Source organism: Bradyrhizobium sp. LA6.8, from assembly GCF_040547935.1.
GTDB lineage: Bacteria > Pseudomonadota > Alphaproteobacteria > Rhizobiales > Xanthobacteraceae > Bradyrhizobium > Bradyrhizobium barranii.
This window is the reverse complement of the sequence record NZ_JBEPQQ010000008.1, coordinates 77509-97538: the sequence shown is the minus strand read 5'-3', so window position 1 is coordinate 97538 and position 20030 is coordinate 77509. Positions and strand designations below refer to the sequence as shown.

Sequence of the window (20030 nt, the reverse complement as noted above, 5' to 3'; positions counted from 1 at the left end):
TGTCGCGCCCAAGATACGATCGGTTCTGACGATCGGTTCTGGCGAGGATCTGCCGCTTTGACGCGAATCCGGTTCCCGGGCATGATCGCGCGCTTCCGCGTTCATTCTTCAAAGGATTTTCCCGCATGTCGAGACTCGCCCTGGCCACTGCCTTCATCCTCTGTCTGGCCGGCGGATCGGCGCAGGCCGCGCGCTGCGGCGGCGACTTCAACAGCTTTGTCGCCAGCATGACCTCGGAGGCGCAAGGAGCCGGCGTCTCGGCGAGCGTGACCAGCGCGGCCTTCAGCGGCATCGCCCAGGATGGCGCGGTGCTCGCGTTCGACCGGCGCCAGCGCTACACCTTCAACAAGAGCTTTGAGCAGTATGTCTCGACCCGCGTCGGCTCCGGCCGCATCAATGGCGGCAAGGCGCTGCTGCAGCGTCACGCGGCGCTGCTCTCGCGCATCGAGCAGCAGTTCGGCGTGCCCCGCTACATCCTGGTCGCGATCTGGGGGCTGGAAAGCGATTTCGGCAAGGGCGACATCGGCAAGCTGCCGGTGATCCGTACGCTCGCCACGCTCGCGCATGATTGCCGCCGCACCGAGCTGTTCCAGGGCGAGCTGCTCGCCGCGCTCAAGATCGTGCAGCGCGGCGACCTGCCACTGCGCGACCTCATCGGCGCCTATGCCGGCGAGATCGGCCAGACCCAGTTCCTGCCGTCGTCCTACATCAAGTACGGCGTCGATTTCGACGGCGACGGCCACGTCGATCTGCGCCACAGCGTGCCCGACGTACTCGCCTCGACCGCGAACCTGCTTCACACCAGCGGCTTCAAGATGGGCCAGCCCTACGGCGAAGGCACCGCCAATTTCGAGGCCATGCGCGAGTGGAACAGGGCGGTGATCTACCGCAAGACGATCGGCTATTTTGCGGACCGGCTGGCGGGGCAGTGAGGCGGGCTGGCACGTAGTTTGTAGGGTGGGCAAAGGCGCGAAGCGCCGTGCCCACCATCCTTCGCGTCGTCGGAGGTGGTGGGCACGCTTCGCTTTGCCCACCCTACGGATTCACTTCGCCATCTTCTCCAGCCTCCGCTGCAACGGCGCCCAATAGGTGCCCGGGCGGAAGCGCTGCATAATGTCCATGAAGCGGGCGTCGTTGCCGATCAGGATGCGGGGCTGGTTGTTGTCGATGCCCTTGATGATGCGCAGCGCGGCGTCTTTCGGCGTGGTCTTTGCCGCGTTCTCGAACCGCTCGATCGATTGCGCGCGGCGCGCATTGTCGGTGACGCCGACCCCGGTGCGCGAATTGCGCGCGATGGCGGTGGCGACGCCGCCGGGATGCACCACCGACAGTTTTACGGGGCTGCCCGCGACCGCAAGCTCGTGCCGCACGCTCTCGGAAAAGCCGCGCACCGCGAACTTGGCGGCGGCATAGGCCGACTGTCCGGGCGGCGCGATGATGCCGAAGATCGAGGAGACGTTGACGATGTGCGCCTCCGCCAGCGTCTTCAGATGCGGCAGGAAGGCGCGCGTGCCGTGCACCACGCCCCAGAAATTGATGTCGAACAGCCACTCCATCTGCGCCTGGTCGATCTCCTCGAACGTCCCCATCAGCGCCACGCCGGCATTGTTGATGACGATGCCGAGCGCGGGATGCGCCGCGATCGCATCACGCGCGAACTCTGCGATGTCGCCGGGCTCGCTGACGTCGACGCGATGCACGCTGACCTTGCGTGCGGCACCGATCTCGGCGGCGAGCGTCTTCAATCCGGCCTCGTCGCGATCGGCGAGCGCGAGATCGCAGCCTCGGTTGCCGAGCTCGATCGCCAGCGCGCGCCCGATGCCGCTCGCCGCTCCCGTGATGGCGGCGGCGCCGCGAATTGCAGTCATGATGTCCCCCGTCAAGCCGGTCGTGTGGAACTAGGATCTACATTTTCATGATGGAACTGAACCACCGGCGAGCTGGCTCCTTAACATAGGTTACGCAAGCAAGCACTGGAGCAGCCCCATGGGACAGGCAGAACCATTTCGCGCCACGGCGCTGATCGTCGAAGACGACGTCATGCAACGGGAGATGCTCAGTCTTCTGCTGGAGGAGAGCGGCTACCAAGTCATCCAGTGCGACAGCGCCGAGGCTGCCCAACGGGTGCTCGACACGAGCGCCGGCGCGCTCTGTCTGATGCTGACGGACGTCCAGCTTGCGGGGCGCATGACCGGGGTCGAGCTCGCGCACGTCGCCAAGGACCGCAATCCAAAGCTCGATATCGTCGTCACCTCCGGCCGCCCCTTGGCGCAGCTCTTGCCCGACGGCGCGAAATTCTGGGCCAAGCCGTGGGCTCCGCTCGACGTGCTCCGCGAGGCCGAGCTCGCGCAGCTGTCCTGACGGTTGATCCGGGGGCTCGCTTTCTTGCCGTGAGGCGCGGTGATAGGGTCTGCCCATGACCTTGTCCTTCCTGCTTACCTCGCTCATCGTCGTCGCCTCGCCCGGCACGGGCGTGCTTTACACCCTGGCTGCGGCGCTGACCCGCGGCTCGCGCGCGAGCATCGCTGCCGCCTTCGGCTGCACGCTCGGGATCGTGCCGCACATGATAGCTGCGATGCTCGGGCTTGCCGCGGTGCTGCATACCAGCGCGCTCGCCTTTGCCGCGCTGAAATGGGGCGGCGTCGCCTATCTGCTCTACATGTCCTGGCAGGCGCTGCGTGAGACCGGAGCGCTCGCGGTCGATGGCGAGATCAAGGAGCGGTCGAGCCGCCGCGTCATCGTCACCGGCTTCCTGATCAACATCCTCAATCCGAAACTGTCGATCTTCTTCCTGGCCTTCCTGCCCCAGTTCATCGCGGTGGATGAAGTCCACGTGCTGGCGCGGATGCTGGAATTGAGCGGCACCTTCATGGCGATGACCTTTGCGGTGTTCGTCCTCTACGGTCTCTGTGCGGCGTCGGTGCGCGAGCGTGTCATCTCCCGCCCGCGTGTCATGGCTTGGCTGCGCCGCAGCTTTGCCGCCGGCTTTGCCGCGCTTGGTGCCAAGCTGGCGTTTGCGGAGCGGTAGGCTTCGCCTTCACCTCTCCCCGCTCGCAGGGAGACGCCGCAGCTGAGCGTGGAGCAATAAAAAAGCGGGCCTTGCGCCCGCCATCTCTAAACTCTCGACCCTTACCCGACGCCCGGGCGGAGCGAGGCTCCACCCGGGCAAAGAACATGCTGGCTACTTCTTCTTCGCGGCCTTCTTGGCCTTTTTCTTCGTCGCCTTCTTCGCCTTCTTCGCTTTCTTAGCCATAGTATCCTCTCAAGGGTTCATGGTTAAACGCGACACGAGGGATGCTCGGCGGAGGGCCAGCCTCGCAACATCCTCGACCACAAACTCAGCAGATTCGCGGGCGGCTGCCCCGTGCTGTCATATCTGTGTCATTACGTTATCCACAGCTCAGATGCGTTTTCGGGTGATTTTTGCCCGCGAATCCGCATCGCAATGCGCATCGGCGTGACCGCGCAGGGAGGCCGCGACATGCCTAACGATCCGATAATCGCGGCGCACTGTTCATGAATCCAAAACCAAGGGCGAGCTTTCGCAGATCGCAGTGAGGTTCTGTTAAGTGCAATCCGCGCATTCTTCTCCGCAAGAATGCGGGGAAGGGTCATGGACGAACGGCTGCCAGAGACGGGGGGGGCGACGCTGCGCGTGCCGCACGCGCCATGCTGAACGTACCGACACTCTGGACAGTCTTCGTCGTCAACTTCCTGGCGCTTGGCCTGATCTGGGCCTACGTGACGCGCTCCTATCCGAAATTTGCGGCCGCGCGGTTCTGGATGGCATCGTCGTTCGTCGGCGCCGCCGGCGCGATGACGGCCCTGGTCCGCCTGTTCGTCGCCTCTCCCCTGCCGCTTCTTGTCGGCGCTGCCGGTATCATCGCGGCGAGCTGCCTCGCCGCCATGGGCATTCAGCGTTTCTATGACCGGCCGGTCTCGTGGCGCGTCATGACCGCAACGGGGGTGCTAAGCCTCGCCGGCGTCGTGTTCTTCATGGTCGGCTTCGAGCACATGCAGCTGCGCATGCTCAGCTACACGCTCGGTCAGGCCTTGCCGCTGGTGCTGGCGCTGCGTCTGCTCCTGGCGCCGCCGGAAGGCCGCGTCAGCCCGGGTGCGCGGCTGTCCGGCATCGTCATCCTCACCATCATCGGGATCTTTGCGGTTCGCACGCTGGGCAATCTGCTCGGCCACGATTTCTCCGCGCGCGCCGGCGGTCAGGCTCATGGCGTCATGGTGCTGGGCCTCCTGTTCCTGTCGATGACGCTCAATTTCGGCTTCCTGCTGATGGCGATGGATCGCCTGCGCAACGAGGTCGCCGACCTCGCGCTGCTCGACGATCTCACCGGCGTCGCCAACCGGCGGCATTTGTTGCAGCGCCTGTCCGAGGAATGCGCCCGGTCCGAGCGCAGCGGTGAGCCGTTCTCGCTGCTGGTGATCGATCTCGACGGCTTCAAGGCCATCAATGACTCCCATGGTCACGCCGCGGGCGATGCCTGCCTGCGGCACTTCACCCTGATGGCGCAAACGCGGCTACGGCCGGGCGACATGCTGGCCCGCACCGGTGGCGACGAGTTCTGCGTCGTGCTGCCGTCCTCGTCCCTGCGCGAGGCTGCCGCGATCGCCCGCCGCGTGCTCGAGGTCTGCCGCCAGGACGCCGCGGCCTGTACAACCAGGGACATCCCAATCGCGATCTCGATCGGCGTTGCCGAATGGGACCGCGGCATCGGCCAGTTTCCGGACCGCCTCATCGCCCATGCCGACCACGCCCTCTATGACGCCAAGAAAAACGGCAAGAACGACTTTGCCGTCTACGATCCGGCCCCGCCGCTCTCGCCTGAGCGGCCCGGGCTCGGCGAGGCCACGCGCAAATTCGCATAAAGCCTGCTAGGATTTGGGCCCGCCTTGGACCCGTATGATGATCCTCCGCCTGCTCGCGGCTTTTCTCGCCGCCCTTCTTCTGCTTACCCCAGCCGCTGCTACGGATGCCGAGCTCGCAAAGATCGCGCGCGTCTCCGGCACGCCTGACATTCCCGGCCTGAAAATGGTCTGGCTCGCGCCATGGGGCGATGTCCGCGACGCCCATCCCTGGCGCAACATCATCGTGCACCAGACCGAGGGGCCGACAGGCTCGGCGCGCGGCGGCGCGGCCGAGCAGTCGAAGAACCCGACCCGCCGCGGCGTCACCGTGTGGGTCGAGACCGACGGCACGGTCTATTGGGCGGTCGCCGAGAACCTGGTGCCGACCCATGGCGACGGCGCCAACCGCAACGACAACAAGTACATCGACAACCGCTCGACTTATCGCCAGGTGGTGCGCGACAACTCGATCGGCGTCGAGTTCGCCGGCAACTATCCGGATGTCACCGCGGGCCCGACCGAGGCGCAGGTCGCCGCCTGGAAGATCCTCGTGAAGGTGCTGCGCGCGCGCTACGGCATCCCGCTCGACCACGTCTATGCGCACAACTGGATCGACTACAAGGACGCCCGCTATTGCGAAGGCTGCTGGCTCGCGACGCTGGCGCGGACGTGGGGGGAGTGACGAGCAGGCGCGTCCGGCAACCGAAGGCCGAACCTCCGGTGCCGGACGGCCATCGAGAGCGATCGCTATCGGCTCTCATCGCCATCCTAAGTCCACCGCGTCTTCCCAGGCTCAGGGGAATGCCTTGGGAAGATCGGCGGAAGGCTTCGTGACGATCTGGTGCGCGTCGCGCCAGATCACTTCGCGCTGGCGCGAGGTTGTAATCGTGCGCACCGGCAGGCCACCCTCCTCGAGCAGCCAAGCGCAGTAGCGCGCGCGGCTGACAGCCTCGCGGGCTTGAGGATCGAACCAGCAAATGCCCCAGATCGAATCGCGCCGCTTGAAGTGACGCGCGATGCGTCCAGGAAGCGGCAGATGCTGCGCGAACCAATTGAACTGGTCCGAGAGCTCATGCCGGATCCAGTCCGGACAGTTGTTTCGCTGGACATACCAGGACGCACGAAAGAAGCCGCTCTCCACGCGACTGTGCGGGTGGATGAGCGGTGTAACGAACCGCAAATACATGTCGACACGGCGCGACGCCTTGTTGTGTCGCGCCCCTCGCAGCCAGATGCAATGAATGGAGAACAGCCGCGAAGCGGCGTTCAGCTTATGACCGATTGCCGATCAAAGAGGTCGGCGGTCAGAACGTATCGATCTACTTTTCATGCCGCCTCCCTTGGTTGCGCTGAACAACAAAGGCGCGATATCGCGCCGGGCGGCAGCACATACATCAGCAAGCGTCCTGCGGCAAGCGTGATCGACAAGGACGATTGAGCGGGAAGCATTCATGACGCGCTCCGGAATGACGAGCTAAACCGGCTGCGCCATCCAGCCGAACAGCCGCCGCATCAATCCCGGCCGCCGTGGCAATTCCGGCGGGCCGTCCGACGCCAGCACGCGTTTGAAGAAGTAATCCAGGAACACCATGTCGTTCGGCTCGGTGACGGTGAATTGCTCGTCGCCGAAGAACACGCTGTAATTATAGAAGAACGGGCCCATGAGCGGGATCGTCGCGGTCGAGGCATAGTCCTTGGAGATGACGAACTCCGCGGGATCGAGCCCGTGCTCGCGCATCGCCTGCTCGACCAGCGGCAGCTTGCGCATGAACTGGGCGGAGAAGCCGCCGACGGTGGATTGCAGGATGATCGACACGGTTGGTGTCCGTTTAGTTGAGGCCGCCGGCCCGATCATTCTGGGTCGGTTGACCGGACGCGCGGGTTCAAGGCAAGCCCGGTTCTACGTCGGCCAAGGGAAAGAGACCGTGATGGCGGTCTCACTTGGCAAGACTCTCGGCCAACTGTAGCCACGACCACCGCTGTCATCGCCCGGTTTAACCGGGCGATCCAGTATTCCAGAGGCCTGCGTTCGAGATCTCGCTGCCGGTACCGGTTCCAGCCGGGGCATGATAGCGAGTACGGCGCGCGTCGCATCGCGCAGAGAAAGCACGGCGGATCACTCAAACAGAGCATCGCCACAAACAAAAAAGCCGGCGTTGCCGCCGGCTTTCTGTCTCTTGTCGATCCGCCAATATCTACCGCGAGAAAATCCCGCTTAATGCGCGGCTTCCAGCGCGGCCTGTTCCGCCCGTGCGATCGTGCCCTTGACCGCGGCCTGCACCTTTTCAAAGGCGCGGACTTCGATCTGGCGCACGCGCTCGCGCGACACGCCGAACTCGGCGGCAAGGTCTTCCAGCGTCATCGGCTCATCGGCGAGGCGGCGAGCCTCGAAGATGCGGCGTTCGCGCGGGTTGAGCACGCCCATGGCGCCGTTCAGCGCGTCACGGCGTTCGTCATACTCCTCGTGCTCCGCCAGCATGGCTTCCTGGTTGGGCGTGTTGTCGACCAGCCAGTCCTGCCACTCGCCGGCTTCGCCGTCATCGCGGATCGGTGCGTTGAGCGACGCGTCGCCACCGAGGCGACGATTCATGTCGATCACGTCCTGATCGGTGACGCCGAGGCGCTTGGCAATGATCTTCACCTGGTCGGGGCGCAGATCGCCCTCGTCGAGCGCGTTGATCTTGCTCTTCGCCTTGCGCAGGTTGAAGAACAGCTTCTTCTGGTTCGCGGTGGTGCCCATCTTCACGAGCGACCAGGAACGCAGGATGTACTCTTGAATCGACGCCTTGATCCACCACATCGCGTAGGTGGCGAGACGGAACCCCTTTTCGGGTTCGAAACGCTTCACCGCCTGCATGAGGCCGACATTGCCTTCCGAGACGACCTCGGAGATCGGCAGGCCGTAGCCGCGATAGCCCATGGCGATCTTGGCCACGAGGCGGAGATGGCTGGTGACGAGTTGGTGCGCCGCGTCGCGATCGTCATGCTCACGCCAACGCTTGGCGAGCATGTATTCCTGCTGGGGTTCCAGCATCGGGAACTTGCGGATCTCGGCGAGGTAGCGAGAAAGGCCGGATTCTCCATTGAGGACCGGCAAAGCAGCGGTACGGGCCATGATGAAGCCCTCCAAGGTTCAGGCCCCCGATAGCGGCGGGCCAGGCAGACGACCGCTGTGTTAAAGCCGGCCGTAGCTGCGATGTTCCGTTGGTCATTTCCAACGCAAGCACAATATACCCCATGGGGGGTCAAAAAGGGAAGGATTGCTGACGTCACGTCCCCGTGTGGCAGCTATAACTTTTTGTAATGTAACGCTTTTCCAAGGCGGCCTGCGTCATAGCGCCGCTTTCAGGGCGCCCTGAAGGAGAAGCAAATCCTTCGGCAGCGGCGCTTCCCAGTGGAGTAATTCTCCGGTTCTCGGGTGCTCCAGTACCAGCAAATAGGCATGCAGGGCCTGCCGCCCAAGCGTGGCGAGAGTCGCCTGCGACTCGGGGCCGAGGTGGTTCGCCTTGGTCTTGAAGTGCGGGCCATAGACGGCGTCGCCCATCAGGGGATGGCCGATATGGGCGAGGTGGACGCGGATCTGGTGGGTGCGTCCGGTCTCGAGCTCGCAGGCGAGCAGGGAGGCGATCGGCTTTCCGTCACGCCCCGCAAAACTCTCCAGAAGCTCCCAATGCGTCACTGCCTCGCGGCCGCCCTGGCGCACCGCCATCTTCTCGCGCGCATACGGGTGGCGGTCGATCGGCGCATCGACGGTGCCGCGGTGGCGTCCCGGCAGCCCCCAGGCGAAAGCCATGTAGCCGCGGCGCATCGCGCCCGTCCGGCCGTGGTCGGCGAATTGCGCGGTGAGCGAGGCATGGGCGAGGTCGTTCTTGGCGACCACCATCAGCCCGGTCGTGTCCTTGTCGAGCCGGTGCACGATGCCGGGCCGGCGTACCCCGCCGATGCCGGAGAGCGAGCCGCCGCAATGGGCGATCAGCGCATTGACCAGCGTGCCGGTCTCGTGGCCGGCCGCGGGGTGGACGACAAGGCCCTTCGGCTTGTTGAGGACGACGATGTCGTCGTCCTCGAACACGATATCGAGGGCGATATCCTCGCCCTTGGGCTCGGGCGGGGCCGCCTCCGGCACGTCGATTGTGATCGTATCGCCGGATGTGACGTGATAAGCGGGGTCGCGGATCGCGGCGTCCTTGAGGCTCACCGCGCCCGCCAAAATCAGGGCTTTCAGCCTCGATCGCGACAGGTCGGTGAGGTGCGCCGCCAGCACGCGGTCGAGCCGAGCCGAGCCCTCGTCGCCGGCGACGACAACTTCCAACCTTTGCGCAGAGCCTGAGTTATCCATGACGACGTCTGATACCGCTGTTCCCGAACCGAGCCCCGAGCAGGCCGCGCTGTTCGCGCGGGTGCGGCGGATGATGCTGATCGCGGGGTTGACCACGGCGCTGGCAATCTGCGCCGTCCTGATCGCGGTGGGCTACCGCCTTTTCAAGTCGGAGGAAAGGGCGTCCGAAATGGCCGGCGACGTCACCGCCGCCCTGCCCAAGGGCGCCAAGATCGTCTCGACCGGGGTCGCCGGCGACCGCCTCGTGGTCACGCTGGACGTGGGCGGCCTCATCGAGATCCGCACCTTCGACGCCCACACCCTGAAGCCGGCCGGAAAGCTGAAATTTGCCAATGAGCCATAGGGCTGGCCGCGGCTGTTGATCGTTCTCCGGTCCAGTTTGTCTTGCCGCGCAACTTCTGATTTAGCTCTTGGGCTTGGGAAGTTGGGCTGGGACTGGGAATGGGACGTATCAAGTCGCGCGTCGTCGCAATTGCACTCGTTGTCGGGTCGTACGGATGCGCTGGATTTGCGGCGCTCGCAGAGCCGGCCAAGCAGCCCACAGCGCCAGCCAGGCAGGCTGGACTTGCCGCGCCGGCCAAACAACCCGCGGCGCAGGCCAAGCCAACGGGCTCGCGGAACGCACGGCTCTATTTCCTGCGTGAGAAGGGCATTTTCGGCGCGATGGGCGGAATGGCGGCCTCGTCGGAAATCCTGATCGACGGCAAGTCCGTCGGAAAGGTCGACATGGGGACGTTCTTCTTCGTCGACCGGCCGCCGGGCGTCCACAAGATCGCCTCCCACATGAAGATGTCCATGACTGACTATGAGGTCGAGGTCCCCGTCGAGGCCGGCAAGACCTACTATTTCGGCGTCGGGACGCAGCGGACGGGCGCCATCGGCCAGGATCTGCTCAACCAGGCCGTCGCCGGCAGCAGCGGCCAGCAGATCCGGTCCTCTTCGCCGTTCAAATCCGCCTTTGCGGGCGCGGGCCTGTTCCGCCTGGAGCCGGCCGCCGGCGCTGCGGCGATCGAGAAACTGAAGCAGCCGTGAGTGTTCCCGGCAGTTTCGCGGGGCGCGGCGGCCTGCCCCGCAATTAAGCTTGAGCCGCATTGACCGTGCATATCCGGGATTTTCGTACCCCATCGAGGCTTGCCGTCGGCAAATTTCGCGGCTATGTCCTGTCCCTCACGCTCCCTTCGTCTAGCGGTTAGGACGCGGCCCTCTCAAGGCTGAAACAGGGGTTCGATTCCCCTAGGGAGCGCCATTGCCTTGAAGCTACCTTCCCTTGATCTCGATTTGATTGTTCCCCCCGCTGGGTGAGCGCTTGTGGCATTGGCGATCAACGTTCGAGCCGATAACAATTCAGCAAGTGAGATCGAGCGGCTGTGGGATCAGGTCGTAGCGTTCGAAGTCGAGCCTTCGATGCGCACCCTTGGCTACCGACCACATTTTACATTTGCGATCTACGACTCGCCTGCGATCGACGAAAAGATAGCATGGGCGGCCATGCTGGCGGCCGTCGCTGGCGAAGCGCAATTTCGCATCGAGTTCAAACGGATTCGTTGGTTCGCAGGCTCGCCTCTCGTTCTCTGGGCGGAGCCGAGCTCCAATGAGGCGCTAACCCGCATCCACAGCTCCGTCAGCGCCGCAATCGACCCGGCGCATTGCCGCCCTCATTACCGGCCCGGGGCATGGACGCCGCATTGTACGCTCGGCTTGCGCATCGCCGATGAGCGGCGTGATGACGCGATTGCTTTTGCGCGATCGTTTGATCGAAGCATGGAAGTGCTGTTCGACGTGGCAGATTGCGTTGCCTTTCCGCCGGTTCAGGTAATCGCTGAGCAGCGATTGCCCCCGTAGTCGATGGCACGGCCACGGCGGGCAAGGTCGGTAGCTTCGACGCCAAGTCGCTAGCAAACATGTTGCAGGCGAAGGCGTGATCACTGCGACTGCAATCGCTTCAGGTCGGCAATGGCGGCACGATACTCTCGAAACGAGGTCGGGCATCCGTCTCGCGCAGCCGCGAATTCTTTCAGGGCCGCAACTGTGTCTTTGCTCTTGAGCTGAACGATCCCAGCGTAATAGTGCGCCTCGCAGGTTTGATCCGCATTCCTGGCCGAAGCCAGGGCTGCGGCGGGAGTGATCCGGCCGACGAGCAATTCGCCGACGGTTCTCGGCCAATCCCTGAGCTGGCCCTTGTCGAGTGCAGCTGACAGCGCGATATCCGCATCGGCAGATCGTCCCCGCATCCGCGCCACCGATCCCCAGATGACGCCGTAGCCATCGGGATCGGAAAACCGTGCCTCCCGGTCATAGTCCGAAGCAGCGTCCCTGAAATCGCCTCTCCGATAGTACGCATCTCCCCGGGCCGCGTAGTAGTCAGCCGCGACGCGATCGGCCTCCGGACGACTCACCTCCTGGTCTTTGGCAAAGGTGGTGTTCTTGTCGGGTCCAAGCCTGATGGCATCGGTGAAATCCCGGATCGCCTCGTCCAGCCTGTCCTCGGACATATAAATCTGCCCGCGAATGAACCGGCTTGCGGCACCTGAGGGATCAAGATTGATGGCCTCGGTGAGAGAAGCGATTGCGCGTGTGGTGTCGCCCTTTTTGGCCAAGGTCAGTCCCAGCTCGTGATGAGCGTAGTTGTTCTTCGGGTTGAGCCTGACCGCCTCGGTGAAGTCGGCTTGAGCCGCATCCATGTTGCCGAGTGCAAAATTTCCGAAGCCATGCTTGAGCAGCGCCATGGATCTTGCATCGGGAGGCAATCTGGCGTCCTGGGAGAGGCTGCCGCACGCTGCCATCATGCGCGGGACATCGCTGTTGTCCTGACAATCGTTCAGGTCTTGTGGGGTGGCCGCAAACGCGCTTGCCGCCGAGACGACGATGGAGATGATCAAAGCTGCCCCGCAGCCGATGCGCAGGCCCTGATTTGACATTGCAGACATTTCGCCCCCTTGCACGACACACTTGGTCGATGATCCCGACGCAGGCAACGCGACCTGCCGCGACGGCAACCTTATAGCGATCTTTTCCATCGTTCTACCGGAGGCTTGTTGGGCCGTTGCCCTTCGGGCAAGACATGCCGCGAGGTCGCGAGCGCATGCAGCATCGGCATCAGTGGCGGTAGTCGTTCTCCCCAAAATCTGCACTATGCGCTCCGCGCCTCCGGAGCTGCTGCCGGGCCTTCGGAGGTTCTGGCAATAGCATGCGGAGTGACGACATGAGCGGCTTGGTGATCTCTGGCGGCCGGGTGGTGGATCCCGCAAGCGGGATGGATGCCATCGGCGATGTGGCGGTGGCGGACGGCAAGATCGCCGCGGTCGGCACTGGCCTCGGCGGCGCCGAGCGGGTGATCGACGCGACCGGGCTCGTGGTCGCGCCGGGCTTCATCGACCTGCACGCGCATGGCCAATCGATCCCGGCCGACCGCATGCAGGCGTTCGACGGCGTGACGACGACGCTCGATCTCGAGGCCGGCGTGCTGCCGGTCGCCTCCTGGTATGAGCGCCAGGCGCGGAAGGGACGCGTGCTGAACTACGGCGCCGCCACCAACTGGGCCTTTGCGCGCATTGGCGCGATGACCGGCTCGAATGCGGAGAGCTCGCTGGAGGCGTTCGGCAACGCCATGCGGGATCGCCGCTGGATGGACAACGTGGCGAGCGATGCGGAGGTCGCCGGCATCCTCGAGCGTCTTTCGCGCGGCCTGAACGAAGGCGGCATCGGCATCGGCATTTTGAACGCCTATGCGCCGGGCGCCGGCGTGCAGGAGCTGACGGCGGTCTGCCAGCTCGCGGCCAGGCAGGACGTGCCGACCTTCACCCACGTCGCCTACATGTCGCGCGTCGACCCTGAAAGTGCGGCGGAAGCCTATATCCGCCTGATCGGCTATGCCGGCGCCACCGGCGCGCACATGCACATCTGCCATTTCAACTCGTCGAGCAAGACCGACATCGAGCGCTGCCGCGTGCTGGTCGAAAAGGCGCAGGCGCAGGGCCTCCCGATCACGGTCGAGGCCTATCCCTACGGCACCGGCTCGACCGTGCTGGCCGCGGCCTTCTTCAGTGATCCCCAGTTCGTCGAGCGCAACGGCACCGGTTACGATTCAGTGCAGCGCGTGACCGACGGTCACCGCTTCCGCGATCGCGAGGAGCTGCTGAAGGCGCAGGCCGAAGAGCCGTCCTCGCTGGTGCTCTGGCACATCCTCGATACCGACAACAATGCGCATCATCGCGATCTGCTCGATCTGTCGGTGCTGTATCCCGGCGGCGCGATCGCATCCGATGCGATGCCGTGGACGACGTCGGACGGCAAGACCTACACCGGCGATGCCTGGCCGCTGCCGGATGACGCCACCTCGCATCCGCGCTCGGCCGGCTGCTTCACGAAATTCATCCGCGAATGGGTGCGCGAGCGCAAGGCCGTGTCGCTGCTGGAAGGCGTGCGCAAATGCGCGCTGATCCCCGCAGAGATCCTGTCGCAGAGCACGCCGGCGATGCGCGCCAAGGGCCGGCTCGCGATGGACGCCGATGCCGATATCGTCGTGTTCGACTACGAGAAGCTCTCGGACCGCGCGACCTTCACGGCGATGAACCGTCCGTCGGAAGGCGTGCGGCATCTGATCGTCAGCGGCCAGCCGCTGATCAGCGACGGCGTGCTCGATGTGACAGCGCGGCCCGGAAAGCCCGTCCGCCGTCCCGTCGTCGAGGGCTGATCCGATGCCGGTCCCCATTCTCCTGGTGACGGGCTTTCTGGGGGCGGGCAAGACCACGGTCGTCAACCATTTGCTGGCGAACGCGGATGGACGGCGGATCGCGGCAATCGTCAATGATTTTGGCGCGATCAACATTGACGCGGAGCTGATCGCGGGTGCGAGCGACGGCGTGGTCAGCCTCGCCAATGGTTGCATCTGCTGCTCGCTCGAAGGCGATCTCCTGCGCACGCTCTCGACGCTGCTGCGGCGCGATCCGAAGCCCGAATATATCGTCATCGAGACCAGCGGCGTCGCCGATCCCGCCGACATCGTCCGCAACCTGATGGACCCCGTGATCCTGCGCGAGGCGCCGCTCGAGACGGTGCTCTGCGTGATGGATGCGGCGACGCTACCGGCGGCCCTGGAGGATGCGCTCCATCGTTCGCAATTGCGCGTCGCCGATATCGTGGCGCTGAGCAAGCTCGATCTGGCGGACGAGGGCGCAAGCGCCCGCATGCGCGAAGCCATCCGCGCGCAGCGCGTCCCCGCCGTCGTGGTCGATGCCAGGCACGGCGAGATTCCGTCCGCGCTGCTGTTCCCCGCGGCTGTCGATCGCGCGCCCGCGCCGCGCGAGCCGGGGCCGAAGCGCCCGGCAGAAGAGCGCTTCGAGACGCTGAGCTGGACCTCGGATCAGCCGTTGTCGCTGCCGCGCCTGCAGCAGGCGATCGGCCGCCTGGCGCCAAAGCTTGCCCGCGCAAAAGGCCTGTTCGAGACCGTCGAGCAACCCGGGCGCCAGATGGTGTTTCAGTTCGCCGCCGGCCGCGCGACGCTCGCGACGGGCGGTGCACCGGCGGAAGGCGTGCCGCGATCGCGGATCGTCTTCATCACCGAGCTCGGTGTGCTCTCGAAGGCCGAGCTCGACGGAATCATGGCGGCGTGCATTGCCGATGGGTAGCGTGCTTTGCAGCGCGCATAGGCGCGCCCGATCAGATCGGGCGGCGCTTCAATCCTCCACCTGCAGCCCGTCCCCGTGCACATACCACTCCGCGCGCGACGTCCAATGCGCATGCCGGTCCGGTGTCATCCCCAGCGGCTCGTCGAATGCGCCGGCATGGATGATCGCCTCGCGCCCGCTGCGTGTGAGGTGTGGCATCGGGCTGCCGCAAATCTTGCAGAACGCGGTCGCAAAGCTTCGCGCGTTGGGCAGGTCGAAGCGCACAACGGATGCTTCACCGCGCAACCATCGCAGCGCTCCCGTCTTCACGATCACCTCGCAGGCATGCGCGGTCCCGGTCGCCTTGCGGCAGCGCGAGCAATGGCAGTTGAGGAAACGATCGAACGGACCCTCCACCTCGAACGCGACCTCGCCGCACAGGCAGCTTCCCCGGAACGCGGCCATCTCATTCCCCCCCGGCTCGACCGGTTTGTCGATCATATTGAGCGCTCCATCAGATCCTTCCGGCCGGCAATTCTCAAGAGGGTGTCGACGGCTCCAGCGAACTTACGCGAATTGCGCAATGCCGTGGCCGACGGACCAGTTTTCCTTGGGGGCATCGAGCACGTTGACGAACACGTCCTCGGAGCGGATGCCCGGGTTTTCGCCGAGTAGGTCTGCGATCCGGCGGTACAGCGCCTTTTTCTGCTCCGGCGTGCGCGATGCGAACACGGTGATCTGGATCAGCACGGCGTCGTCGCTGCGTTTGACGCCATAGGCATTGCCGCAGCGGAAGTTCGAGGCGTCATGCTCGCTGATGGTCATGAACTCGTCGCCCTCGGGCACGTTCAGCGCCTCGCGCATGGCGCGGTACAAACCATCGAGGATCGCCTGCCGGTAGGCTTCCGGTTTGCCGGCGCGCATCGAGATGTGAAGGAGAGGCATGAGCAGGTCCCTTTTGGCATGCGGGCCCGATCGGCCAAGGCGCACGCAAAGCGCCGGCCGTGGGCCCATTGACGAAACGGGCTATCAATCTCAATCAGTTTTTGACACGATGTCGAGAAAACACGTTCTTGACATCGTGTCAAATATTTTTGCCGGGCAGAGGAGCAGGATTTGAGGCCGCGCGAATTCGACCACGACGACGTCCTGCGTATCGCGTTCGACCAGTTCTGGCGCAAGGGCGTGCGCGGCACGTCGCTGTCGGACATCGCGCGCGATGCCGGTGTTCAGCGCGGCAGCCTCTACAATGCCTTCGGCAGCAAGGAGGCGCTGTTCCTCCAGGCCTATGAGCGTTATGCGGGCGATTATCTCCTCGCCCTGCAAAAGGCGCTCGGCGCGGGCTCATTGCGAAAACGCCTCACCGCGTTCTTCGACCTGACCATCACCAACTTCCGCTCGGGCTCGCCGCCGCGGGGATGTCCGACCACGCGCGGCTTGATGGAGCTCGGTGCGGCCGAAGGGGAGGGCTTGGATGAAGACGCGCGTCAGGCCTTTGCGGGCCTCATCTCGCGCATCACCATGCTGGTTCAAGAGACGTTGGCGGCAGGCGCAGAGCGCGGCGAGTTCAATGGCAATCCCGCGGCCGCAGCGCTGCACATCATCACGGTGACGCGCGGCCTTGGCGTGCTCGAACGTGCCTTCGGCGACGAGCCGCAGCTGCGCAAGATCGCGGCTCACACCATCGATCTCGTGCTCGGCAAGAAGGGCGGTTAGGTCAGGCCGCAAAACGACGACCCCAGCGGTGGTGATCCCTGGGGCCGTCTGGAGGTTTTATGGAGGGCATCGAGCACTGCGTCTCCATGGCGATGTTGATAGCGCAAGGTCGCTTGAGATGCGACTAGAACCCATCAAAGCATCAACAGAAGGCAAGCGCGTTGACGGCCCGCGTCGTCGCGATCTCGTTCTCGTTCCCGACGTACTGGCAAACGATGGATTCGAGTTCGCCCGGCTGGTTGCGGCGTGCGACCGCCAGCAGTCGCATCAATTCCGCCTCGTCCTGCGAGAGGCGCCGGCATGAGGGCGGCATGAAGCACAGTTCGCACGGCCGGCCGCTGCGCAGGATCCTGACGAGCGCAGCAGCGCGCGCCACCAGCAGCGGACTGTCGGCGATGCCCGGCGCCTCGTCGGCGAAGCGATAGGCCGCTTCCCAGCAATCGGAGGCGCCGGTCGCATAGGCCGCTCCGATGAATCGGAACAGCGACAGCGCGACGCGGGAAAATTCATCGTAGCTCTCGACGCAGGGACGCGCCGCAAGCGCGGCCTGGAGCGGACAGAGCCGCGGCTGGCCGGCTGTTTCGACTGGCGCAGAACCGCACGTATCGTGGAGCATGAACGATCCCGTCAGTGCAGCGTGGGACTTCCGACCAGCCAGCTCTTCATCGCCATCGTCCGGTCATGGCCGAAAGACTGAACGTGTCGGTCGGGCAGGATCAGGCCAGCCATGCGGAAGATCGTTGCAAGCCCCCGCACAGGCGCGAGAGCCCAATCGGCACCGACCGGCGGCAGCCAGCTTTCGAACTGCTCGCGCGCGACGTCGATGCGTTCCTGCTGTGCCGCGGCGATCGCCCGCAAGATCCCCTGCTCGCTGTCCGACATCTTCGGACAGGTCGGGCAATGAACTTCGATGGCCGTATGCGCCGTGCAAGCGAAGATCTCGATGATGGATTCCAGCGACGGCACGGCGTCGCCGACGCGAAAGTGGTCGTACACTTGCTGGATATCGTCCGCGGTCGGAACGGCGCTTCCGCTGCGTGCCTTGGCCCGAAATCCCCAGATGAAGAGCCGCTCCGCTGCGCACAGCGCGGGAAGGTCGAGGGACTTGCCATATGTCGATTGATGCATTGAGCCTCTGGCCTTCTGTGCAGCTCACGCCACAGCTTGCGCTGATGATCTGCGCCGATCGTTCCGCCAGAGCCGACCGCAAGTCAACGCTCGGAGCGCCGATATCGAGGTCTTCTAGATCTAAAGAGCCGGGATCCCGGATGCAGCCAAACCTCGCCAGCCTGCCAAGCCGCACGCATTACGCCGGCGGCCTCCAACGCAATTTTGCGGGGATTGGGAGAACCCGAATGCTTAAAGCTTCGCTAAGGGGTGCGGGATAAACTGGCATATCAGCCCTTCCAATTCTTGCGAGCACCGATGTTTTTCTCCCGCATCAGTTTCAAGCTGGTCCTGATTGTCGGCATCAGCCTCCTCGGCATGATCGCTCTGGCGCCGATCGCGCTCTCGACCCTGCGCGCGCAGATGATTGCCGACCGCCAGGCCAAGACGCAGCACATGGTCGATGTCGGCTACGGCATCCTGGCGCACTATCAGAAGCTCGAGAGCGAGGGGAAGCTGCCGCGCGAGCAGGCGCAGGCCGCGGCGATCGCAACGATCAAGGGCCTGCGTTATGACAAGGTCGAGTATTTCTGGATCAACGACATGGCGCCCAAGATGGTCATGCACCCGATCAAGCCCGAGCTCGACGGCAAGGATCTCTCCGGCATGAAGGACCCCGCCGGCAATGCGCTGTTCATGGGCTTCGTTGACGTCGTCAACAAGCAGGGCGCCGGCTTCTACGGCTATCTCTGGCCGAAGCCGGGCTTCGAGCAGCCGGTCGGAAAAATCTCCTATGTGAAGGGCTTTGCGCCCTGGGGATGGATCATCGGCACCGGCATTTATCTCGACGACGTCGACGCTGTTTTCCGCCAGAACGCGACGACATTCGCCTATATTTGTCTGGCCGTCCTGGTCCTGGTGCTGGCCTGCTCCTTCGTGATCGGCCGCAGCGTGGCCCGGCCGCTCGCGAACATCACCGCGCTGACCGAGCGGCTCGCCGCCGGCGACAGCGCGTTCGAGGTGCCCTACACCGGCCGTAGCGACGAGGTCGGCGGGCTCGCCAAGGCGCTTGCCGTGTTCAAGGACAATGCGTCGGCGGTGAGCCGCATGCATGCCGAGCAGCAGGAGACCAAGCAGAGGGCCGACGACGAGAAACGCAAGACGATGGCCGATCTCGCCGGCAAGTTCGAGGCGAGCGTTCAGGCCGTCGTCCGCGACGTCTTCACCGAGGCGCGCGCGATGCAGCAGGCCGCGCAAGGCATGTCGGAGACCGCGAACAAGGCGACCGACCGCGCAAGCTTCGTCGCGACCGCCTGCCAGCAGGCGTCGAGCAATGTGCAGACGGTGGCGTCCGCCGCCGGCCAGCTGTCGTCCTCGATCACCGAGATCAGCCAGCGTGTCGCGCAGGCTGCAAGCGTGGCCGACAAGGCGGCCGCGGACGGTCAGCGCACCAACGACACCGTGCAGGGGCTAGCCGCCGCCGCGCACAAGATCGGGGAGGTCATCGACCTCATCAACCAGATCGCCTCGCAGACCAACCTGCTCGCGCTCAACGCCACCATCGAAGCGGCGCGCGCCGGCGAGGCCGGCAGGGGATTTGCCGTGGTCGCGAGCGAGGTGAAATCGCTGGCGAGCCAGACCGCGAAGGCGACCGACGAGATCGGCGCGCAGATCACCGCGATCCAGGCCGAGACCAACCAGGTCGTCGGCAACATCGAGAGCATCCGCAAGACCATCATGGAGGTCAACGAGATCTCCTCGTCGATCGCGGCCGCGGTCGAGGAGCAGGGCGCCGCGACACAGGCGATCGCCCACAGCGTGCAGGAGGCGGCTTCCGGCACCGACCAGGTCTCGCAGAACATCTCCGGTGTCACCGACGCCACGGCGGAAACGGGCCAGGCCGCGGGCCTCGTGCTGCAATCGAGCGGCCGGCTGTCGCAGAAGCTGCAATCGCTGGAGAACGAGGTCAGCACCTTCGTTGCTGGCGTGCGGGCGGCCTAGTATAGCCGGAGGATGGGCCAAAATTCCGGTCGGCGCGCGCGCATCCTCCTGATCAATCCGAACAGTTCCGGGGCGACCACCGCAATGATGGTCGCCATTGCGAAGTCGGTCGCCGCCGACGGCTTCGACATCGTCGGCCGTCATCATCGGCGGCGGGCCTAAGGGCGAGGCCGCGCGCGAGCTTCAGTCGATGTTCGCGGTGCGGGTCATCGCACCGATCCCGTCTGCCGTGGCGCGGATTATGCGCCTCGTCGCGGCGCGCGCTGGCAACTGATATTCCGGCCTGCGGGACCGGCTATTGCGACAGGCTTTCTCGCCCTTGACGAGCGCGGTTAAAGTGAAGAAGCAGGATCATCGAACCTGCCGACCCGCGCCTCGGCCCGCGGGCATGGAGACGCCGC

General features: G+C 64.8%; 24 protein-coding genes, 1 tRNA gene and 1 pseudogene. 16 read left to right on the top strand and 10 right to left on the bottom strand.

From position 1 onward, the window contains the following. Positions 1–125 precede the first annotated feature (125 nt). Positions 126–932: a lytic murein transglycosylase gene (locus ABIA90_RS32105; protein WP_354121168.1), complete on the top strand. Its 807-nt coding sequence runs from the start codon at positions 126–128 to the stop codon at positions 930–932. A gap of 111 nt (positions 933–1043) precedes the next feature. Here the strand turns inward: ABIA90_RS32105 and ABIA90_RS32100 are convergent, their stop codons facing one another. Next, positions 1044–1868: an SDR family NAD(P)-dependent oxidoreductase gene (locus tag ABIA90_RS32100; protein ID WP_354121169.1), complete on the bottom strand. Its 825-nt coding sequence runs from the start codon at positions 1866–1868 to the stop codon at positions 1044–1046. A gap of 118 nt (positions 1869–1986) precedes the next feature. Here ABIA90_RS32100 and ABIA90_RS32095 point away from each other — a divergent pair, with 118 nt between their 5' ends. The 4 genes from ABIA90_RS32095 (at position 1987) to ABIA90_RS32080 (ending at position 5542) form a co-directional block, all read left to right on the top strand. After that, on the top strand, positions 1987–2361 hold the full coding sequence (locus ABIA90_RS32095) for a response regulator (RefSeq protein WP_354121170.1): 375 nt from the start codon (positions 1987–1989) through the stop codon (positions 2359–2361). Positions 2362–2416: 55 nt separating this feature from the next. Continuing rightward, a complete protein-coding gene (locus ABIA90_RS32090; RefSeq protein WP_354121171.1) occupies positions 2417–3028 on the top strand; it encodes a LysE family translocator in 612 nt (203 codons plus the stop codon). A 641-nt stretch (positions 3029–3669) separates the two neighbouring features. Further along, on the top strand, positions 3670–4881 hold the full coding sequence (locus tag ABIA90_RS32085) for a GGDEF domain-containing protein (RefSeq protein WP_071909627.1): 1212 nt from the start codon (positions 3670–3672) through the stop codon (positions 4879–4881). 34 nt (positions 4882–4915) lie between these two features. Next, the gene (locus ABIA90_RS32080; RefSeq protein WP_354121172.1) at positions 4916–5542 is read left to right on the top strand and encodes a peptidoglycan recognition protein family protein; all 627 of its coding nucleotides are present in this window, start codon (positions 4916–4918) and stop codon (positions 5540–5542) included. Positions 5543–5653: 111 nt separating this feature from the next. Here the strand turns inward: ABIA90_RS32080 and ABIA90_RS32075 are convergent, their stop codons facing one another. Together ABIA90_RS32075 and ABIA90_RS32070 are read right to left on the bottom strand one after the other, a co-directional pair. Then, positions 5654–6046: a hypothetical protein gene (locus ABIA90_RS32075; protein WP_028150707.1), complete on the bottom strand. Its 393-nt coding sequence runs from the start codon at positions 6044–6046 to the stop codon at positions 5654–5656. Between the two features lie 288 nt (positions 6047–6334). After that, positions 6335–6676 (bottom strand): hypothetical protein, encoded by a 342-nt coding sequence (locus tag ABIA90_RS32070; protein WP_063985480.1) that lies wholly within the window; start codon positions 6674–6676, stop codon positions 6335–6337. Here ABIA90_RS32070 and ABIA90_RS32065 point away from each other — a divergent pair. After that, positions 6666–6827 (top strand): hypothetical protein, encoded by a 162-nt coding sequence (locus ABIA90_RS32065; RefSeq protein WP_354121173.1) that lies wholly within the window; start codon positions 6666–6668, stop codon positions 6825–6827. The genes ABIA90_RS32070 and ABIA90_RS32065 overlap by 11 nt on opposite strands. Positions 6828–7075: 248 nt before the next feature. Here the strand turns inward: ABIA90_RS32065 and rpoH are convergent, their stop codons facing one another. Next, entirely contained in the window at positions 7076–7975 is a 900-nt protein-coding gene (rpoH, locus tag ABIA90_RS32060) for an RNA polymerase sigma factor RpoH (protein ID WP_014492123.1), read from the bottom strand. 216 nt (positions 7976–8191) lie between these two features. Then, on the bottom strand, positions 8192–9199 hold the full coding sequence (locus ABIA90_RS32055) for an RluA family pseudouridine synthase (RefSeq protein ID WP_354121174.1): 1008 nt from the start codon (positions 9197–9199) through the stop codon (positions 8192–8194). On the opposite strand from ABIA90_RS32055, the gene ABIA90_RS32050 reads away from it, so the two are divergent. From ABIA90_RS32050 to ABIA90_RS32035, 4 genes are all read left to right on the top strand, one after another. After that, entirely contained in the window at positions 9198–9542 is a 345-nt protein-coding gene (locus tag ABIA90_RS32050; protein WP_354121175.1) for a hypothetical protein, read from the top strand. The two genes, ABIA90_RS32055 and ABIA90_RS32050, sit on opposite strands and share 2 nt — an antisense overlap. A gap of 98 nt (positions 9543–9640) precedes the next feature. Next, on the top strand, positions 9641–10231 hold the full coding sequence (locus tag ABIA90_RS32045) for a DUF2846 domain-containing protein (RefSeq protein ID WP_085400470.1): 591 nt from the start codon (positions 9641–9643) through the stop codon (positions 10229–10231). 139 nt (positions 10232–10370) lie between these two features. After that, positions 10371–10445: transfer RNA gene (locus ABIA90_RS32040), tRNA-Glu, on the top strand. Positions 10446–10507: 62 nt separating this feature from the next. Next, positions 10508–11041, top strand: coding sequence for a 2'-5' RNA ligase family protein (locus tag ABIA90_RS32035; protein ID WP_071909631.1), 534 nt, complete (start codon positions 10508–10510; stop codon positions 11039–11041). An 80-nt stretch (positions 11042–11121) separates the two neighbouring features. Here the strand turns inward: ABIA90_RS32035 and ABIA90_RS32030 are convergent, their stop codons facing one another. Further along, positions 11122–12216: a tetratricopeptide repeat protein gene (locus ABIA90_RS32030; RefSeq protein WP_354121176.1), complete on the bottom strand. Its 1095-nt coding sequence runs from the start codon at positions 12214–12216 to the stop codon at positions 11122–11124. Positions 12217–12401: 185 nt separating this feature from the next. Here ABIA90_RS32030 and ABIA90_RS32025 point away from each other — a divergent pair, with 185 nt between their 5' ends. Both ABIA90_RS32025 and ABIA90_RS32020 read left to right on the top strand, forming a co-directional pair. Then, positions 12402–13892, top strand: coding sequence for an amidohydrolase family protein (locus ABIA90_RS32025; RefSeq protein WP_354121177.1), 1491 nt, complete (start codon positions 12402–12404; stop codon positions 13890–13892). A 4-nt stretch (positions 13893–13896) separates the two neighbouring features. Then, positions 13897–14826 (top strand): CobW family GTP-binding protein, encoded by a 930-nt coding sequence (locus ABIA90_RS32020; protein WP_354121178.1) that lies wholly within the window; start codon positions 13897–13899, stop codon positions 14824–14826. Between the two features lie 48 nt (positions 14827–14874). Here the strand turns inward: ABIA90_RS32020 and ABIA90_RS32015 are convergent, their stop codons facing one another. Next, on the bottom strand, positions 14875–15270 hold the full coding sequence (locus ABIA90_RS32015) for a GFA family protein (protein WP_354121354.1): 396 nt from the start codon (positions 15268–15270) through the stop codon (positions 14875–14877). Between the two features lie 102 nt (positions 15271–15372). Continuing rightward, positions 15373–15750: a tautomerase family protein gene (locus tag ABIA90_RS32010; protein ID WP_354121179.1), complete on the bottom strand. Its 378-nt coding sequence runs from the start codon at positions 15748–15750 to the stop codon at positions 15373–15375. A gap of 171 nt (positions 15751–15921) precedes the next feature. Here ABIA90_RS32010 and ABIA90_RS32005 point away from each other — a divergent pair, with 171 nt between their 5' ends. Beyond that, positions 15922–16521: a TetR/AcrR family transcriptional regulator gene (locus ABIA90_RS32005; protein ID WP_063985470.1), complete on the top strand. Its 600-nt coding sequence runs from the start codon at positions 15922–15924 to the stop codon at positions 16519–16521. A gap of 142 nt (positions 16522–16663) precedes the next feature. On the opposite strand, the gene ABIA90_RS32000 is transcribed toward ABIA90_RS32005, so the two are convergent. Further along, positions 16664–17137, bottom strand: a complete 474-nt coding sequence (locus tag ABIA90_RS32000; RefSeq protein WP_354121180.1) for a hypothetical protein — start codon at positions 17135–17137, stop codon at positions 16664–16666. 11 nt (positions 17138–17148) lie between these two features. Continuing rightward, positions 17149–17649 (bottom strand): hypothetical protein, encoded by a 501-nt coding sequence (locus ABIA90_RS31995; RefSeq protein ID WP_354121181.1) that lies wholly within the window; start codon positions 17647–17649, stop codon positions 17149–17151. Between the two features lie 297 nt (positions 17650–17946). Here ABIA90_RS31995 and ABIA90_RS31990 point away from each other — a divergent pair, with 297 nt between their 5' ends. The 3 genes and pseudogenes from ABIA90_RS31990 (at position 17947) to ABIA90_RS31985 (ending at position 19903) form a co-directional block, all read left to right on the top strand. Beyond that, a complete protein-coding gene (locus ABIA90_RS31990) occupies positions 17947–19629 on the top strand; it encodes a methyl-accepting chemotaxis protein (RefSeq protein ID WP_354121182.1) in 1683 nt (560 codons plus the stop codon). A 12-nt stretch (positions 19630–19641) separates the two neighbouring features. Beyond that, positions 19642–19767, top strand: a pseudogene (locus tag ABIA90_RS45635) (aspartate/glutamate racemase family protein); the annotation flags it as partial. Next, the gene (locus ABIA90_RS31985; protein WP_354121183.1) at positions 19727–19903 is read left to right on the top strand and encodes a hypothetical protein; all 177 of its coding nucleotides are present in this window, start codon (positions 19727–19729) and stop codon (positions 19901–19903) included. The pseudogene ABIA90_RS45635 and the gene ABIA90_RS31985, both read left to right, overlap by 41 nt. Positions 19904–20030 lie beyond the last annotated feature (127 nt).

Coding starts and splice junctions, on each gene's coding strand:
- ABIA90_RS32105 (WP_354121168.1), top strand. CDS start 126: ATGTCGAGACTCGCCCTGGCCACTGCCTTCATCCTCTGTCTGGCCGGC.
- ABIA90_RS32100 (WP_354121169.1), bottom strand. CDS start 1,868: ATGACTGCAATTCGCGGCGCCGCCGCCATCACGGGAGCGGCGAGCGGC.
- ABIA90_RS32095 (WP_354121170.1), top strand. CDS start 1,987: ATGGGACAGGCAGAACCATTTCGCGCCACGGCGCTGATCGTCGAAGAC.
- ABIA90_RS32090 (WP_354121171.1), top strand. CDS start 2,417: ATGACCTTGTCCTTCCTGCTTACCTCGCTCATCGTCGTCGCCTCGCCC.
- ABIA90_RS32085 (WP_071909627.1), top strand. CDS start 3,670: ATGCTGAACGTACCGACACTCTGGACAGTCTTCGTCGTCAACTTCCTG.
- ABIA90_RS32080 (WP_354121172.1), top strand. CDS start 4,916: ATGATGATCCTCCGCCTGCTCGCGGCTTTTCTCGCCGCCCTTCTTCTG.
- ABIA90_RS32075 (WP_028150707.1), bottom strand. CDS start 6,046: ATGTATTTGCGGTTCGTTACACCGCTCATCCACCCGCACAGTCGCGTG.
- ABIA90_RS32065 (WP_354121173.1), top strand. CDS start 6,666: ATGATCGACACGGTTGGTGTCCGTTTAGTTGAGGCCGCCGGCCCGATC.
- rpoH (WP_014492123.1), bottom strand. CDS start 7,975: ATGGCCCGTACCGCTGCTTTGCCGGTCCTCAATGGAGAATCCGGCCTT.
- ABIA90_RS32050 (WP_354121175.1), top strand. CDS start 9,198: ATGACGACGTCTGATACCGCTGTTCCCGAACCGAGCCCCGAGCAGGCC.
- ABIA90_RS32055 (WP_354121174.1), bottom strand. CDS start 9,199: ATGGATAACTCAGGCTCTGCGCAAAGGTTGGAAGTTGTCGTCGCCGGC.
- ABIA90_RS32045 (WP_085400470.1), top strand. CDS start 9,641: ATGGGACGTATCAAGTCGCGCGTCGTCGCAATTGCACTCGTTGTCGGG.
- ABIA90_RS32030 (WP_354121176.1), bottom strand. CDS start 12,216: ATGGAAAAGATCGCTATAAGGTTGCCGTCGCGGCAGGTCGCGTTGCCT.
- ABIA90_RS32025 (WP_354121177.1), top strand. CDS start 12,402: ATGAGCGGCTTGGTGATCTCTGGCGGCCGGGTGGTGGATCCCGCAAGC.
- ABIA90_RS32020 (WP_354121178.1), top strand. CDS start 13,897: ATGCCGGTCCCCATTCTCCTGGTGACGGGCTTTCTGGGGGCGGGCAAG.
- ABIA90_RS32015 (WP_354121354.1), bottom strand. CDS start 15,270: ATGGCCGCGTTCCGGGGAAGCTGCCTGTGCGGCGAGGTCGCGTTCGAG.
- ABIA90_RS32010 (WP_354121179.1), bottom strand. CDS start 15,750: ATGCCTCTCCTTCACATCTCGATGCGCGCCGGCAAACCGGAAGCCTAC.
- ABIA90_RS32000 (WP_354121180.1), bottom strand. CDS start 17,137: ATGCTCCACGATACGTGCGGTTCTGCGCCAGTCGAAACAGCCGGCCAG.
- ABIA90_RS31995 (WP_354121181.1), bottom strand. CDS start 17,649: ATGCATCAATCGACATATGGCAAGTCCCTCGACCTTCCCGCGCTGTGC.
- ABIA90_RS31990 (WP_354121182.1), top strand. CDS start 17,947: ATGTTTTTCTCCCGCATCAGTTTCAAGCTGGTCCTGATTGTCGGCATC.